The organism is Cellulomonas sp. NTE-D12 (genome assembly GCF_027923705.1).
In the GTDB taxonomy this organism is placed as follows: Bacteria; Actinomycetota; Actinomycetes; order Actinomycetales; family Cellulomonadaceae; genus Cellulomonas.
This window is the reverse complement of the sequence record NZ_AP026442.1, coordinates 178,677-193,917: the sequence shown is the minus strand read 5'-3', so window position 1 is coordinate 193,917 and position 15,241 is coordinate 178,677. Positions and strand designations below refer to the sequence as shown.

At 73.9% G+C, this 15,241-nt stretch carries 14 protein-coding genes; 7 read left to right on the top strand and 7 right to left on the bottom strand.

Annotated features, from left to right (window positions below; all coding sequences use genetic code 11):
* Window positions 1-83: 83 nt before the first annotated feature.
* On the top strand, window positions 84-1,676 hold the full coding sequence (locus QMF98_RS00850; protein ID WP_337974222.1) for a ClC family H(+)/Cl(-) exchange transporter: 1,593 nt from the start codon (window positions 84-86) through the stop codon (window positions 1,674-1,676).
* A gap of 328 nt (window positions 1,677-2,004) precedes the next feature.
* Complete coding sequence (locus QMF98_RS00845) at window positions 2,005-2,505, top strand: FBP domain-containing protein (RefSeq protein ID WP_337974221.1); 501 nt, start codon at window positions 2,005-2,007, stop codon at window positions 2,503-2,505.
* Between the two features lie 50 nt (window positions 2,506-2,555).
* Here the strand turns inward: QMF98_RS00845 and QMF98_RS00840 are convergent, their stop codons facing one another.
* The 3 genes from QMF98_RS00840 to QMF98_RS00830 all read right to left on the bottom strand — a co-directional run bounded on the left by QMF98_RS00840 (window position 2,556) and on the right by QMF98_RS00830 (window position 7,058).
* A complete protein-coding gene (locus QMF98_RS00840; RefSeq protein WP_337974220.1) occupies window positions 2,556-4,055 on the bottom strand; it encodes a class I adenylate-forming enzyme family protein in 1,500 nt (499 codons plus the stop codon).
* 76 nt (window positions 4,056-4,131) lie between these two features.
* Window positions 4,132-5,412 carry an L-lactate MFS transporter gene (locus QMF98_RS00835; RefSeq protein ID WP_337974219.1) on the bottom strand — a complete coding sequence of 427 codons (1,281 nt, stop codon included), beginning with the start codon at window positions 5,410-5,412 and terminating at the stop codon, window positions 4,132-4,134.
* Window positions 5,413-5,480: 68 nt separating this feature from the next.
* Window positions 5,481-7,058 carry an acyl CoA:acetate/3-ketoacid CoA transferase gene (locus QMF98_RS00830; protein ID WP_337974218.1) on the bottom strand — a complete coding sequence of 526 codons (1,578 nt, stop codon included), beginning with the start codon at window positions 7,056-7,058 and terminating at the stop codon, window positions 5,481-5,483.
* 248 nt (window positions 7,059-7,306) lie between these two features.
* Between QMF98_RS00830 and QMF98_RS00825 the strand changes: the two genes are divergently transcribed.
* Genes QMF98_RS00825 through QMF98_RS00805 form a run of 5 tightly spaced genes read left to right on the top strand, consistent with a single transcriptional unit; the run spans window position 7,307 to window position 11,817 of the window.
* The gene (locus tag QMF98_RS00825; RefSeq protein WP_337974217.1) at window positions 7,307-8,449 is read left to right on the top strand and encodes an acyl-CoA dehydrogenase family protein; all 1,143 of its coding nucleotides are present in this window, start codon (window positions 7,307-7,309) and stop codon (window positions 8,447-8,449) included.
* 33 nt (window positions 8,450-8,482) lie between these two features.
* Window positions 8,483-9,268 carry an electron transfer flavoprotein subunit beta/FixA family protein gene (locus QMF98_RS00820; protein ID WP_337974216.1) on the top strand — a complete coding sequence of 262 codons (786 nt, stop codon included), beginning with the start codon at window positions 8,483-8,485 and terminating at the stop codon, window positions 9,266-9,268.
* A gap of 19 nt (window positions 9,269-9,287) precedes the next feature.
* Complete coding sequence (locus QMF98_RS00815) at window positions 9,288-10,223, top strand: electron transfer flavoprotein subunit alpha/FixB family protein (protein WP_337974215.1); 936 nt, start codon at window positions 9,288-9,290, stop codon at window positions 10,221-10,223.
* Window positions 10,220-11,536 carry an FAD-dependent oxidoreductase gene (locus tag QMF98_RS00810; protein ID WP_337974214.1) on the top strand — a complete coding sequence of 439 codons (1,317 nt, stop codon included), beginning with the start codon at window positions 10,220-10,222 and terminating at the stop codon, window positions 11,534-11,536. Before QMF98_RS00815 ends, QMF98_RS00810 begins: the two co-directional genes overlap by 4 nt.
* 5 nt (window positions 11,537-11,541) lie before the next feature.
* The gene (locus QMF98_RS00805) at window positions 11,542-11,817 is read left to right on the top strand and encodes a ferredoxin family protein (protein ID WP_291760752.1); all 276 of its coding nucleotides are present in this window, start codon (window positions 11,542-11,544) and stop codon (window positions 11,815-11,817) included.
* Here QMF98_RS00805 and QMF98_RS00800 read toward each other — a convergent pair.
* From QMF98_RS00800 to QMF98_RS00785, 4 genes are all read right to left on the bottom strand, one after another.
* Window positions 11,798-12,553, bottom strand: a complete 756-nt coding sequence (locus tag QMF98_RS00800) for a TetR/AcrR family transcriptional regulator (RefSeq protein ID WP_337974213.1) — start codon at window positions 12,551-12,553, stop codon at window positions 11,798-11,800. The two genes, QMF98_RS00805 and QMF98_RS00800, sit on opposite strands and share 20 nt — an antisense overlap.
* A gap of 94 nt (window positions 12,554-12,647) precedes the next feature.
* Complete coding sequence (locus QMF98_RS00795; RefSeq protein WP_337974212.1) at window positions 12,648-13,301, bottom strand: DUF4232 domain-containing protein; 654 nt, start codon at window positions 13,299-13,301, stop codon at window positions 12,648-12,650.
* Window positions 13,302-13,305: 4 nt separating this feature from the next.
* Window positions 13,306-14,562: a sensor histidine kinase gene (locus tag QMF98_RS00790; RefSeq protein WP_337974211.1), complete on the bottom strand. Its 1,257-nt coding sequence runs from the start codon at window positions 14,560-14,562 to the stop codon at window positions 13,306-13,308.
* Complete coding sequence (locus QMF98_RS00785; RefSeq protein WP_337974210.1) at window positions 14,559-15,233, bottom strand: winged helix-turn-helix domain-containing protein; 675 nt, start codon at window positions 15,231-15,233, stop codon at window positions 14,559-14,561. The genes QMF98_RS00790 and QMF98_RS00785 overlap by 4 nt, the downstream gene beginning before the upstream one ends.
* Window positions 15,234-15,241 lie beyond the last annotated feature (8 nt).

Below are 15,241 nucleotides of genomic sequence, written 5' to 3'. Positions count from 1 at the left end.
GTGAGGCGAACGGGTGGAGGTGGGATGATTCGCACCGCCGACACCCGCACCCGCCGTCGGCCCCCTGGGAGGTGACCTGCGCCGTGCGGCTGCAGCTGTCCCCCCGCGACGTCGCCACGTGGCGGCTGGTGTGGCGTGCCGTGCTGACCGGCCTGGTCGCGGGCCTGCTGGTGGTGGCCTACCGGGCGCTGCTCGGTGCCGGCGTCGGCGTCGCGCGCCGGGTGTACCTGCGGCTCGCGCAGCAGCCGGTGCTGGTGCCGCTGTGGCTGGCCGCCGCCGTGGCCGCGGCCCTGGTGATCGCCGCCGCGCTGCGGCGGGTGCCGGCGGCGACGGGCAGCGGGATCCCGCAGGTCAAGGGCATGGTGCTGTACGGGCTGCGGGTGCGGGCCGCCGGTGTGCTGGTGGTGCGGTTCGTCGGCGGGGCGCTCGGGTCGCTGGCCGGTCTGTCGCTCGGCCGCGAGGGGCCGTCGATCCAGATCGGTGCCGGGGCGGCCCAGGCGGTGACTGCTGCCGTGGGCGCGACCCGGCTGGAGCGTGACCACCTGGTGACGGCCGGCGCTGCGGCGGGCCTGTCGGCAGCCTTCAGCGCGCCGCTGTCCGGGACCGTGTTCGCGCTGGAGGAGCTGCACCGGAGCTTCTCGCCGGCGGTCCTGCTGACGGCCGCCTCCGCGGCGCTGACGTCCGACGTGGTGTCGTCCGTGGTGTTCGGGCTGCAGCCGGTGCTCGACTTCGGCGCCGTGCCCGTGCTGCCGGTGCACCTGTACCTCTGGGTGGTGCTGCTGGGTCCGGTCGCCGGCGCCGTCGGGGTGGTGACCAACCGGGCGCTGCTCGGCTCGCAGACGGCCTACCGGCGGGTGCCGGCTCGGTGGCGGCCGGTGCTCGCCATGGTGCTGGCGCTGCCCGTCGGCCTCGCGCTGCCGCAGGTGCTGGGTGGCGGCGAGGACCTGATCCGGTTCGCCGAGACGGTCAGCGGCGGGCTGGGCCTGGTGCTGGTGCTGCTGGTCGTCAAGCTGCTGTTCACGTCGACCAGCTTCGGCAGCGGGACGCCCGGCGGCATCTTCATGCCGATCCTCGCCGTCGGGGCGCTGACCGGAAGTGCGTTCGCCCTGGCCGCCGGGCACGCCGGGCTGCCGCACGCCTACGTGCCGACGCTGGCGCTGTGCGCGATGGCGGGTGTGCTCGCGGCCAGCGTGCAGGCGCCGATCACCAGCATCCTGCTGGTCGCCGAGATGTCCGGTCGCGTGGTGCACACGCTGCCCGTCGCCGGCTGCGTGCTGCTGGCGCTGCTGACCGCCGACCTGCTGCGCGGCAAGCCGATCTACGACGTGCTGCTGCACCGGTTCCTCGCAGCCGGTCCGTCGGCCGGGCCCGCCGCCGGCCTGGCGGCGGGCACCCCCGGCCAGCCGTACGACGAGGACGCGACGATCGAGCTGGCCGTCGAGCTCGGCAGCGCGGCGGCCGGGCACCGCATCGCCGAGCTCGACCTGCCGGCGGGCACCCGGGTGGTGCGCCTGCGCCGCTCGATGCACGACTACGCGCCGACGTCGCGGTCGATCCTGCTGCCCGGCGACTACGTGCACCTGGTGGTGCAGCTGGACCCGAGCGGCGAGGACGTCCGCGCCCGGCAGCGGGTGCGCGACCTGTTCCGGCACGAGCCGGGCACCGGCCAGGCATAGGACGAATCGGCTTGCCCCGGCGCCCGGCGGCGTCGCACCATGGCGGGCGGATGTGCCGCGGGAGCAGCCGGCGGCCGGTGAGCACGGAGCGCATCACGATGCAGCGGGGAAGCGGGGCGGCCGTCGCGGCCTGCTCGGGCCTGGGCCGGACGCCCGCCCGGAACGCCTGACGCCTCACGGCAGCAACCCCGTCGGACCGCACGGTCCGGCGCGCTCGGCGCACCCTCGGCGGGCCCTCGTCCTTCGCCGTCGACCCGCCCGCCTGGCGACCACCTCGTCGTGCGGCAGCCGGTGTCGACGGCTCCCCGTCGCACGAGAGCCGAGAGCCGTGAACCCCCTGACCGAGTCCCAGATCCGCTCGTCCTTCGTCAACTGCTCGCGCCGCGAGGCGTCGCAGGTAACCCTCCCCGACCTGTCCGGCCTGACTCCCGAGGCCTGGGACCGCCTCGACTACCTGGGCTGGGTGGACCGCAAGGCACCGCTGCGCGCCTACGTCGTGCTCACCGTCGACGACGCGCTGGTCGGCGTCGCGCTGCGGGCGCCCGACGACCCCGGCTCCCGGCGCCGCGCCGTCTGCGCGTGGTGCGAGGACGTGACGGCCACCGACGACGTGTCGCTGTACGTCGCCCGCCGGGCCGGGGCCGCCGGCCGCAGGGGCGACACCATCGGCACGCTGATCTGCACCCGGTTCGAGTGCTCGCGCAACGTGCGGCGGCGCCCGACGATCATCGAGGCCGGCCAGGACCCCGCCGGGGTGGTGCGGCGGCGCATCGAGGGTCTGCGGGAGCGGTCGCTGCGGTTCGCCCGCGAGGTGCTGCGGGAGGTGTGAGTGACCCCGGTGGTCGGTCCCGTGCGATGCGAGACCCCCACCCGGCCGGCTCAGAGCCGGCGCTGCGCCAGCTCGGTCAGCGCGCGGCGGTCCACCTTGCCGGTCGGCGTGCGCGGCAGCGCGTCGACCACCAGCAGGTGCTTCGGCAGCTTGAACCGGGCGACCGAGGCACCGGCCGCCGCGCGCACGTCGTCGAGCGTGGGGGCCGGCTGCGAGCGGCACTCCGCGACGACGACCACCACCTCGCCCCACGTCGCGTCCGGGACGCCGAGCACCACGAGCTCGCAGTCGCGGGCCTCGGCCAGCGGCATCAGCGCGGCCTCGACCTCGCCGGGGCAGATCTTCTCGCCGCCGGAGTTCACCACCTCGGAGAGCCGTCCCACCAGCCGCAGGCACCCGTCGTCGTCCCACGCGGCGAGGTCGCCGGTGCGGAACCAGCCGCCGCGGACGGCACGGGCCGTCGCCTCGGGATCGGCCCAGTAGCCGGCGGTCACCTGCGGGCCGCTCAGCCAGATCTCCCCCGGGCAGCCGACGCCCGTCACCGGCTGCTCGGTCTCCGGGTGGTGCAGCTCGACGCGGAGGTAGGGCAGCGGCAGTCCCACGGAGGTCGGCTTGGCGGCCACCCACGCCGCCGGCAGCACCGTCCCGCAGGGCGCCGCCTCGGTCATGCCCCAGGACGGCAACAGCGCGAGGCCGCGGGCCCGGTAGGCCTCGAGGAGCTGTGGGCGGACGGCGGCGCCGCCGACGATCGCCGCCCGGACGCCGGAGAGGTCCGCAGTGGCGAAGCCGGGTTGCCGCGCGACCGCCTCGTACATCGCGGGGACGCCGAACACGGTGGTCACGCGCGACGCGAGGTCGGCCAGCGTGCGCGCCGGGCCGAAGCCGGCGCGCAGCAGCACCGTGCCGCCCCGCGCGAGCGTCGCCAGGGTGAAGCAGTTCAGGCCGCCGACGTGGAACAGCGGGGCGACGGCCAGCGTCACGTCGGCCCGGTGCAGGTCGAGGACCGCCTCGAGGTTGCGGGCGCTCCACCAGAGGTTGGCGTGGCTCAGCATCACCGCCTTGGGCCTGCCGGACGTGCCGGACGAGTGCAGCAGCACCGCGAGGTCGTCCGGTGCGGCGGCCCGCGGTCGCGCGGGTCCCGGCCGGTTCACCAGCTCCGCGCCCCAGCGCAGGGTGGTGACGGACGACGGGAGGTCCGCCAGCTGCTCCGCCGCGGCCTCGAGCCCGACGACGACGCGAGCGCCGCACCACTGCACCATCTCGGCGGTCTCGCCGGGTGCTGCGCGGAAGCTGAGCGGGACGAGCACGGCACCGAGGCGCTGGGCCGCCAGCAACGTGATCAGCAGACCGGGATGGTTGCGGCCCGCCCAGGCGACGCGGTCGCCCGCCGCCACCCCGGCATCGGCGAGGGTGGCGGCGAGGCCGGCCGCGGCACGGTCCAGCTCGGCGAACGTGAGCGTCGCGTCCTGGTCGTCCACCGTGGCGACGCGGTGCGGACCGTCGAGCGCCCGGGCGGCCACCGCCGCCGCAAGGCTCAGGTCCGGGCCCATCTGTCCTCCGTCGGTCATCGGGGTGCGCGGGGGGAGACTCCGCGCACCCCGACGGCTTCGTTCGGCGCGTGCCGGCTCAGGAGCCCGCGCCGACGCGGTTCGGCTCCGCGGCAGCCACGGCCGCGGTCTTCGACGCCGTCATCCGCGCGAGCGCCAGGGTCAGGCCGAGACCCACCAGCGTCACGACGATCGCGATGACGAACGGCTGCGTGTAGTCACCGCTGCCGGGGTGCTTGGGGTTCCACTTGCCGAGGCTCGCGCCGATCTTCGGCCCGAAGTACGCGGCGATCGAGTACGCGGTGAACATGATCCCGTAGTTGACCCCCTGGAACCGCGGGCCGTAGGTCTTCATCGTCAGCGCGGGGAACACGCCCATCACGCCGCCGAAGCACAGGCCGAGGCCGACGATGCCGATGACGAACCCGACGGTCGAGTGCACGGTCAGCATCACCAGGAAGGACACGGCGACCAGCCCGTAGATGAACGCCACCGCCGTGGTGTACCCAAGTCGGTCGGACACGGCGCCCCAGCCGAAGCGGCCCAGGGCGTTGCAGATCGAGTAGACCGAGACGAGCACCGCCGCGGTGCCGGCCGTGATGCCGAACATGCTGGTCTGCGCGATCGGCGACAGCTGCGAGGCGATCATCAGGCCGGAGAACGCGCCGGCACCGAGCATCACGAAGATCAGGTAGAACGTCGGCTTGCCGAGCATGTCCCGCCACGTCCGGTTCTCCACCGCGGGAGCGCCGGCGGGCGGCGTCCACCCCGCCGGCTTGTAGCCGACGGGGGCCGGCCGGACCAGCAGCGCACCGATCACCACGACGACCGCGTAGACCAGGCCCATCCGCACGAAGGCGGCGCCGGGACCGTTGCTCTTGACGATCGACTGCGCCACCGGTGCCGCGATCACCGAGCCGGCACCCATGCCCGCCGTGATGACGCCGGCCGCGAAGCCGCGGCGGTCCGGGAACAGCTTGATCGTGTTGTTCAGGCAGCCGGAGTACGCGAAGCCCTGGCCCAGCCCGGCGACCAGGCCGTAGTACAGGTACAGCTGCGTCAGCGTGGTGGCCGTGCCGGTGAGCACGAACCCGAGCGCGAACAGGATCGCGCCGAAGAGGATCGCCCACCGGGCGCCTCCGCGGTCGATGATGTAGCCGCCCAGGATCATGGGGATCGGGGCGACGGCGCCGTTGATGGTGAACGCCAGCATCACCTGGGACATCGTCCAGCCGTGGCCGGCGGTCAGGGGGCCGGCGAACACGGAGAACGCATAGATGGCGCCTGTGCACAGCAGGACCAGCACCGAGCCGGTCAGGACGGTCCACCTGTTCAGGGTGGGCGCCGGTTGGTTGGACATCACGTGCCCTTTCGAGAGGTGCGGGCGACGGCGCCCGCACGATGGGGTCGGTTCGAAGCTGTGGGGGCTCAGCCGAGGGCGGGCTCGGGGACGCCCGCGGTGGCGCCCAGACCGCCCCACACCTCGGCGAACAGCCCGGCAGGCATCTCGGCCAGGTCCGGGGACACCGCCGGGGTGAAGTCCATGAGGTCGAGGACGTCCCGCTGCAGGTCGACGCCGGGTGCGATCTCGATGAGCGTCATCACGCCGTCGAGCAGCTCGAACACCGCCCGCTCGGTGACGTACAGCACCCGCTGGTCGCGCTCGCGGGAGTACGGGCCGGAGAAGGTGATCTGCTCGACGTCGGCGAGGAACTTGCGCGCCTTGCCCTCGGTGCGGACCTCCAGCCGGCCGTCGGCGACGACGACGTCGAGCCCGCCGGCGGTGAACGTCCCCGCGAAGATCAGCGTCTTGGCGGACTGGCAGATGTTGATGAACCCGCCGCAGCCGGCCACCCGCACGCCGAACTTGGAGACGTTGACGTTCCCGTGCTGGTCGGTCTGCGCCAGGCCCAGCACCGCGCAGTCCAGGCCGCCGCCGTCGTAGAAGTCGAACTGCGCGTGCATGTCGACCAGGGCCTCGGGGTTGTACGCGTGGCCGAAGTCCTTCAGGCCGGCCGGCACACCGCCGATCGCGCCGGCCTCGGTGGTCAGCATGATCTGGTCGCTCAGGCCCTCCTCGGCCACCACCGTGCCGACGTCGCACGGGATGCCGACGCCGAGGTTCAGCACCGCACCGGGACGCAGCTCCATCGCGCAGCGTCGGGCGATCACCTTGCGCTCGCTGAGGGGGATGGACTCGACGCCGGACAGCGGCACGCGCAGCTGACCGGAGAACGAGGGGTTGTAGTGGGTGTTCTCCGTCTGGAAGTGGTTCTCCGGCTCGGAGACGACGAGGTAGTCGACGAGGATGCCCGGCACCTTGACCAGGTTCGGGTCGAGGCTGCCCGCCTGCGCGATCGACTCCACCTGGGCGATCACGATGCCGCCGCTGTTGCGCACGGCCTGCGCGATGGGGAGCACCTCCATCTTCAGGCCCTCGTGCTCGAGGGTCAGGTTGCCGCGCTCGTCGGCCACCGTGCCGCGGATCAGCCCGACCGTGATGGGGAACGACGGGTAGAACAGCCACTCCTCGCCGCCCAGCTCGAGCAGCTGGACGTAGTCGTCCGTGGAGGACGGGGACATCCGGGCACCCTCGACGCGCGGGTCGACGAACGTGCCGAGACCCACCTTGGTGATCACGCCGGGACGCTTCGCCGCGACCTCGCGGTACAGCTGGCAGATCACGCCCTGCGGGAGGTTGTAGGCCTCGCAGCCGTCGGCGCCGATCAGGTTCGCCAGCGCGGGCGAGGCGATGGCGATGCCGCCCATCCAGCGCTTGATCAGACCCTGGTGCGCCCAGTGGCTCATGCCCTTGTCGCGACGGTTGCCGACGGCGCTCGCGTGGATCACGGTCAGGTCGCGGGGGTGCGCCTCGGCGAGGAACCGGGCCTCGACGGCGGACATCGTCTCCTCGTTGACGCAGGCCAGGCCGAACCCGCTCAGTGCGACGGTGTCGCCGTCCTTCAGCAGCGCGGCCGCCTGGGCTGCCGTGATCACCTGTGCCACGTCGCACTCCTTCGTCAACCCGCGGACGGTCCCGCCGGACGCGGATCACGATTCCGGACGCGGATCGTCGGCAAAAAGGACCATCGTCCTTCCGCGTGCCACACCGGCCCTAAATTCGGACCCGTGTCGTCCGTAACGGGGACCATCGTCCTTGGTGCGCGCCCGTGGGCCGGGCCGACGATCGCCGTGCGGCACCCGGTGAGGGTCGCCCGACCACCCCCAGACGCGCCGACGGCGGAAGGCAGACCATGGACTTCGGACTGACCGACGAGCAGCAGCTGCTCCTCGAGAGCCTCGACGAGCTGCTCGAGCGAGAGTGCCCCGAGTCGTACATCGCGGACCTCGACCTGCACCACCAGCCGCCGACGTCGTTCCGCAAGGCGATGCACGAGGCGGGCTTCATGTCCCTCGGCTTCCCCGAGGAGTACGGCGGCACGCCGGTCGACGCGATCACGCTGGTGCTGCTGGCCGCCCGCACCGCCCGGCAGGGGCTGAACAACGGCTACGGCCTCGAGCTGCTGCAGGCGATGGACATCATCGAGTTCGGCTCCGAGGAGCAGAAGGCGGAGGTGCTGGGCCTGCTCAGCAGCGGCGACGTGCCGTTCGCGCTCGGCTTCACCGAGCCGGGCGCCGGGTCGGACAACTCCGCGATGACCACCAGCGCGGTGCACCACGACGGCCTGGTGACGTTCAACGGCACGAAGACGCTGATCACCAACGCGCTGCAGTCCAAGTACCTGCTGCTGATGGCGAAGGACCCGGCGGTCGAGGACCCGCGCAAGGCGATCTCGATGTACCTGGTGCCGATGGACGCGCCCGGGGTGACGACGAACCGGCTGGACAAGATCGTCTGGCACATCTCGGACTCGTGCGAGATCTTCCTCGACGACGTCACGCTGCCCGAGTCCTGCCTGGTGGGCGTCAAGGGCAACGGCTTCAAGCAGCTGATGCGCAACTTCGAGATGGAGCGCCTGGTCATCGCCTCGCAGTGCCTGGGCCTGGCCGAGTGCGCGTTCGAGGACGCGGCGAGCTACGCCGCCCAGCGCGTGCAGTTCGGCCGGCCGATCGGTGAGTTCCAGCTGATCCAGCAGAAGCTGACGGACATGGCCATCAAGGTCGAGAACATGCGCAACTTCGTGTTCCGCACGGCCTGGATGCTCGACCAGCAGGTGCCGCTGAAGAGCCAGGGCGCGCTGTGCAAGCGGTACTGCGCGATGGCGGCGTTCGAGGTCGCCGACGAGGCGATGCAGATCTTCGGCGGGGTCGGCGTGACCGTCGGCACCCGGGTCTCGCGCCTGTGGCGGGACATCCGCGGCCACCGGTTCGGCGGCGGGACCGACGAGATCATGGTGCACATCGCCGGCCGCCAGATCGTCAAGGACCACAGCTGAGCCCGCGCTCGGCTGCTACGTGAAGGAGCTGCGATGAAGATCGTCGTCGCCTACAAGTGGGCGCCCAACCCCCAGGACGCGGACGTCGCGGCCGACGGGTCCGTCGACCTCGGCCGCGCCAAGTGGGCCGTCAGCGAGTACGACCCGGTGGCGCTCGAGCTGGCCCGTCAGCTGGCGGACGCGACCGGTGGCGAGGTGATCGGCCTGACCGTCGGCGCCGCCGGCATCGACACCCCGCTGGCCCGCAAGGCGGCACTGTCCCGCGGCCTGGACCGCCTGGTGCTGGTGGCCGACGACGCGCTGGACGGTGCCGACGGCACGCGCATCGCGGCGGTGCTCGCCGCGGCCGTCCGCAGCATCGGCGACGTGGACGTGGTGCTGGCCGGCGACTCGTCGGTCGACGTGGCGGCGGGCCAGGTGGCGCTCACCCTCGCGGGCACGCTCGGGTGGCTGGGCCTGGCGGCGGTCAGCGCCGTGCGGGTGGCCGACGCCGGGACGGCCGGGCTGGTCGTCGAGCGCGAGCTCCCCGCCGGCACCGCCGTCGTCTCGGTGCCCACGCCGGTGGTGCTGGCCGCGACGGCCGATGCCGTGGTGCCGCGCGTCGCCGGGATGAAGGACATCCTCGCGGCGGCCAAGAAGCCGGTCGAGGTGCTGAGCCTCGCGGAGCTGGCCGTCGCCGAGCCCGGCGCCGTGCTCACCACGCTGGCCACCGCCAAGCCCGGTGGTGCCGAGCGCACCGCGCGGATCTTCGACGGGTCCGACGCCGCGGCCGCCGCCACCGAGCTGGTGGGCGCGCTGCGTCAGTCCGGCGCCCTGTAGAGCCCTGAGGAGGACGAACGTGAACGCAGCACGGACAGCACAGTCGTGGATCGTCGTCGCCGACGACGCCGCAGCCACGGGTCTGGTCGAGGTGGCCCGGACCCTGGGCACCGAGGTGGTCGCCGTGGTGGCGGGCCGCCGGGCGGTGGCCGAGGCCGTGGCCGGCGTCGTCGACCGCGTGCTCTGGCTCGGTGAGCCCGGCACCGCACCTGTCGAGGCCTTCGCGCCGGACGTCGCCCGGCTGGTCGCCGAGGCTGCACCGCGCGCGGTGGTCGGAGCGACGACGCCCGGCGGCCGGGCGCTGCTCGGCGCGGTCGGCGCGGCCCTGCGCAGCCCGGTGCTCGCCGGGATCGACGGCGTCGAGCTGTCCGGCGACGACGTCGTGGTGACCCGGTCGGTGCTCGGCGGGATCAGCCAGCACCGCACCGCGGTGGCCGGCGGACCGGCCGTCCTGGCGGTCGACGCCGGTGCCGTCGTCACCCCCTCCGACTCCGCGCCGGCCCCGGTCGAGGAGGTCGCCGCGACCCCGCTGCCCGCACAGGTGGTCGAGGTGCGGCCCACCACGGTCGCCGGTGTCGACCTGGGCGCCGCGCGCGTGGTGGTCGGGGTCGGTCGTGGGCTGAAGGCCCGTGAGGACGTGGCCCTGATCAGCGGACTGGCCGGCGCGCTCGGCGGTGAGGTGGCCTGCTCGCGGCCGCTCGCGGAGGGTGTCGACTGGCTGCCGAAGGACCGCTACATCGGCATCTCCGGCCAGCGGGTCTCCCCCGAGCTGTACGTCGCCGTGGGCATCTCCGGGCAGCTGCAGCACATGGTGGGCGTCCGCGAGGCGAAGGTGATCGTCGCGGTGAACAGCGACAAGGCCGCGCCGGTGTTCGCCCAGTGCGACTACGGGATCGTGGGCGACCTGTACCAGGTGGTACCGGCGCTGACGGCCGCCCTGGGCGGGACGGCATGAGCAGCGCCGCCGCGGAGCCGGACTTCGACGTCATCGTCGTCGGCGCCGGGCCGGCCGGATCGGTCACCGCCTACCTGCTCGCGCAGCAGGGCCTGTCGGTGGTGCTGATCGAGCGTGGCGAGGCGCCGGGCGCCAAGAACCTGTCCGGCGGCGTGCTCTACGGACGCGTGCTCGACGAGGTGTTCCCCGGCTTCGCCGACTCCGCACCGGTGGAGCGCCGCATCACGCGGCACGTGACCACGTTCCTCACCGGCGACTCCTCGGTGTCCCTGGACTACGCCGGCGGCCCGCTGGCCGACCCGGTGAACGCCGTCACGGTGCTCCGGGCCCGGTTCGACCCGTGGCTCGCGGAGCGCGCCGAGGAGGCCGGCGTCTTCCTGATGCCGGGCGTCCGCGTGGACTCCCTGCTACGCGAGGACACGCCGGCCGGACCGCAGGTGGTCGGCGTCCGCGCGGGCGACGACGAGCTGCGCGCGCGCGTGGTGGTGGCGGCCGACGGGGTCAACTCGTTCCTGGCCCGCAGCATCGGGCTGCGTCCCCAGCCACCAACCCACCACCTCGCGGTGGGGGTCAAGGCGGTGGTGTCCCTGCCGCGCACCGTCATCGAGGACCGCTTCGCGGTCAGCGGCGACCAGGGTGCGGCGCACGCGATCGTCGGCGACTGCACGCTCGGCATCGGTGGCGGCGGCTTCCTGTACACCAACACGGAGTCGCTGTCCGTCGGCGTCGTCCTGCGCCTCGACGACCTGGTCAAGCACGGGCGGACGGCGCCCGAGGTGTTCGAGCACTACCTGAGCCACCCCGTCCTGGAGCCGTACCTGCGCGGCGGCGAGATCGTCGAGTACGGGTCCCACCTGGTGGCCGAGGGCGGCCTGGAGATGCTCGGGCAGATCGTCACCGGCGGCCTGGTGGTGGTCGGCGAGGCCGCGGGCCTGACGATCAACTCCGGGTTGACCGTGCGCGGCATGGACCTGGCGATCGGCTCCGCCGTCGCTGCGGCCAAGGGGATCGGCGAGGCGATCGCGGCGCAGGACGTCACCGCGACCGGCCTGGCGGCCTACCGCCGCCACCTCGACGACAGCTTCGTGGTCAAGGACCTGCGCACCTACGCGCGCGCGCCGAAGTTCCTCGAGCGCCCGCGGATGTACGGCGCCTACGGCGAGCTCGCCGCCGGCCTGTTCCGCGACGTGTTCAGCCTCGACGGCACGCCGCGCAAGCACCTGGCGGCGGTGGCGCGGGACAGCGTCAGGAGGTCCGCGGTGTCCGTGCGCGACCTGGTCAGCGACGGATGGGCGGGGGTGCGTGCACTGTGAGGGCGATGTCGGTCCCCGAGCGCCTGGCGAAGAACCGGGTGGTGCTCGACGAGGAGGAGTCGCACATCGAGATCGACCAGGAGCTGTGCCGGACCACCGGCACGGGCGCCCGGATCATCGCGGTGTGCCCGGCCGGCGTGTACAGCGAGCAGGACGGCCGCATCGTGGCCGACCACGCCGCCTGCCTGGAGTGCGGCACGTGCCTCGCCGTCGCCGCCCCCGGAGCGCTGCGGTGGCACTACCCGCGCGGTGGGTTCGGGGTCAGCTTCCGGGAGGGCTGAGCCGTCGGACGCGTTCGGCGTCCGCCTGCGCGTCGTACCCCGCCGCGCGCAGCTGGTCGTCGACCATCCGCTCCACGTAGTCGTCCAGACCGGCGCGGACGCGGTCCAGCAGCTCCGGCGGCGTGACCAGGAGGTGCATGAAGATGGCGCCCTCCACGGCGTCCAGGATGCGCACCGGGGCCGCGTCCGGCGGCAGCACGCCGGCGCGCACGGCCTGGGCCACCCGCTCGCGCTCGTCGAGCACCAGCCGGGAGATCGCCTGCTCGCGGATCGCGCCGAACAGGTCCGGGTAGGCGCGGGCCTCCACGTAGAGGCGCAGCATCGCCAGGCCGTAGGGGCCGAGGTAGAGGTCCGCCCGGCGGTGCACGTGCGCCAGCAGGTAGTCGCGCAGCGTCTGCGGCTCGGGGGTGCTGCGGCCCTCGGGTCCCTCGTCGGCGTCGTCGTCCGTGCCCGTGGCCGCCTGCGCGGGGTCGGCGCCCTGGATGCCGCGGAGCGCGTCGGCCAGCAGCGTCTGCTTGTCGGGCCAGCGCAGGTAGATGGACGACTTGCCGATCTTGGCGGTCGCCGCCACCTCGTCGATCGTCAGGCCGGAGAAGCCCCGCTTGCCGAACAGCTCCAGCGCGACGAGGCGGGTCCGCTCCTCGAGGCCCGGGTCGCGCGGACGGCCTCGTCCGCGAGCGCCAGTTCCACGACGTGCGGCTCGGGACGACGCCACCGTGCCTGACGCGTCGACCACGGCGGCCAGCCTAGTGGCCGGCCGTCGGGCACCCCGCGCCGCAGTGCTCGCGCCGACCGGCTCACGCCGGTGGCTCACACCGACGGGTGACGCCTCAGCTGCCCGGCAGCAGCGCCTGGACGAAGATCAGCTGCACCTGGGTGTTGCGGCACGCCGTCAGCCCCGACGTCGCCACGAACAGCGCCTGGGTGGACCCCGGCGGGTACACGCGCAGCCCGTCGGCGGGGACCGGCTGACACGTCTCCGCGGGGTAGTTCTCGGCCCGGGCGATCCGCAGCGGCGCGTGGGCCGTCCTGCCGGGGTCCAGGGTCACGGTGCCGTGCGGGCTCGACGTCTCGAAGGTGCCGGCGGCGCCGATCTGGGTGCCGTTGCCGTCGCCGACGAACGAGACGCCCGGGAAGCCCTGCAGCGTGCAGCGCTGCGGACCGGTGTTGGTCAGCACCAGCGACGGCATGATGCTGCCCGCGGCGGCGCCACCCTGCGCCAACGAGGCGGTGAGCGCCGAGGCGGTGCAGCGGTCCGAGCGGAGGGCGTCCGACGAGCCGGACGGCGTCGGTGCGGCCGACGAGGCGGAGCCCGTGGGCGCGGTCGGGCTCGCGGAGGGCGATGCCGACGCAGCGGTCGCCACCGGGGTGGTGGGTACGGCCGACGGGCCGGCGGAGGAGCCGCCGGTGCCGGCGCTGCACCCGGTGAGAGCCGCAGCAGCGGCGACGATCATCGCCGCCGCCAGAACGCGTACCGAGGTCATGGACTCAGTGTGGGCGGCGTCCCATGAGCGGACGATGAGGGCCGTCGTCGAACGTCAGCCGGGCACGCAGCCCTCCGGCGGGTGCGTCGTCCAGCGTCAGCGTTCCGCCGTGGGTGTGCGCCACCCACTCGACGATCGCCAGCCCCGTCCCCGTGCCGTCCCCGCGGCTCACGCCCGGTCGACGGATCCGCCGACGCAGCCGCGGCGGGATGCCGGGACCGCCGTCCGTCACCTCGACCGCCCCGTCCCGGACCGTGACCGCGATCGGCGGCGCCGCGTGCCGCACGGCGTTGTCCACCAGGTTGCGGACGGCCTGCGCGATCAGCTCGGGGTTGCCGCTGACCACCGTCGGTTCGGTGTGCAGCCGGACGTCCGCGCCGGTCTCCGCGACGGCCACCTCGACGAGCTGGTCGAGGTGCAGCGGCTCGAGGGTCACCGGCGCCGCGCCGCTGCTCGCCCGCGCACGCAGCAGCAGCGCGGAGGTGACGGTGGCCAGCCGGTCGACCTGCCGTCGGGCGCGCACCAGCGCGTCCGGGGCTCCACCCGGGTGCGCCGCGTCGTCCAGGATCACCCCGAGGACGGTCAGCGGCGTGCGCAGCTCGTGGGACGCCTCGAGCAGGAACCGTTCCTGCTCGGCCAGCCCCCGCACCGCCGGCCGCATCGCGAAGCCCGACACCAGGTGCCCCAGCAGCGCCGCCGCCACCACCAGCGCGGCGGCCGTGACCACCAGCCCCAGCGCCAGCCGGCTGTGCTCGGCGCCGCCGTCCAGCGGTCCGCCCACCACGACGATCGCGCCGGTGGTGACGCCGTGCGCCGACGCCGCGAGCAGGGAGGCCGCCGCCCAGTGCACCTCCGTGCCGTTCACGCCGGGGGCCTCGAAGACCGTCACCCCGGGGTGCGAGCCCAGGTCCGCGAGCACCCGCCGCAGCTCGGCATCGGCCGGCAGCGCCGCCTGGTCGGGTGCGGCGTAGGCGATCTCCTCGGGGGTGACCACGCCGACCACCGGTGCGGTCCGCACGTCCCGGGTGGTGTCGAGCCACGACAGGTCGAAGGCGCCGTCCGCGTAGCCGATCACCTCGGCGAGGCTGCTCGCCTGCGAGCGCAGCCCCGCGTCGAGCGCACGCACACGCGACGTGGTGTCGATCCGGAGGGCGATGACCACCAGCACCGCCAGGCACAGGGCCGTCGTCGCCGCGAACACCGCCGTGGTGGTCCAGCGGATCGTGCGGATCCGGCGCACGGCCGGGCTGACGGTCCTCACCCGACGGGCGGCTCGGCGGCCAGCCGGTAGCCGACGCCCCGTACCGTCTCCACCAGCTCCGCCGAGCCGAGCTTGCGCCGCAGCTGGCCGACCAGCACGTCCACCACGTTGGACCCCGGCTCGCTCAGCTCGTCCCAGCACCGTGCGACCAGCTCCCCGCGGCGCACCACATCTCCCGCGTGCTCGAGCAGCACCTCCAGCACCGCGAACTCCTTGGCGCTCAGCGTCAGCAGCACCCCGTCGAGCGTGACCCGGTGCCGGGCGACGTCCAGCTCGAGCCCCGCTGCGCGCAGCACGCGCGGCCTCGACTCCCGGACGCGCAGACCCAGGGTGCGTACCCGGACGACGAGCTCGGCGAGCGCGAAGGGCTTGACCAGGTAGTCGTCGGCCCCACGCTCGAAGCCGTCGACGCGGTCCGCCACCTCCGCGCGTGCGGTCAGCACCAGCGCCGGGGTGAAGATGCCGCGGGCGCGCCACTGCTCGATCAGCGCCAGGCCGTCGCCGTCCGGCACCCGGCGGTCCAGCACCAGGCAGTCGTACGGGCTGACGGCGACCTGCAGGTCCGCGTCCGCGCACGTGCCCACCCGGTCGACGACGAAGCCGTGCCGGCGCAGGCCCGCGGCCAGCTCCGGGGCCAGCTCGGGGTCGTCCTCGAGCAGCAGCACCTTCACGGCGCCGA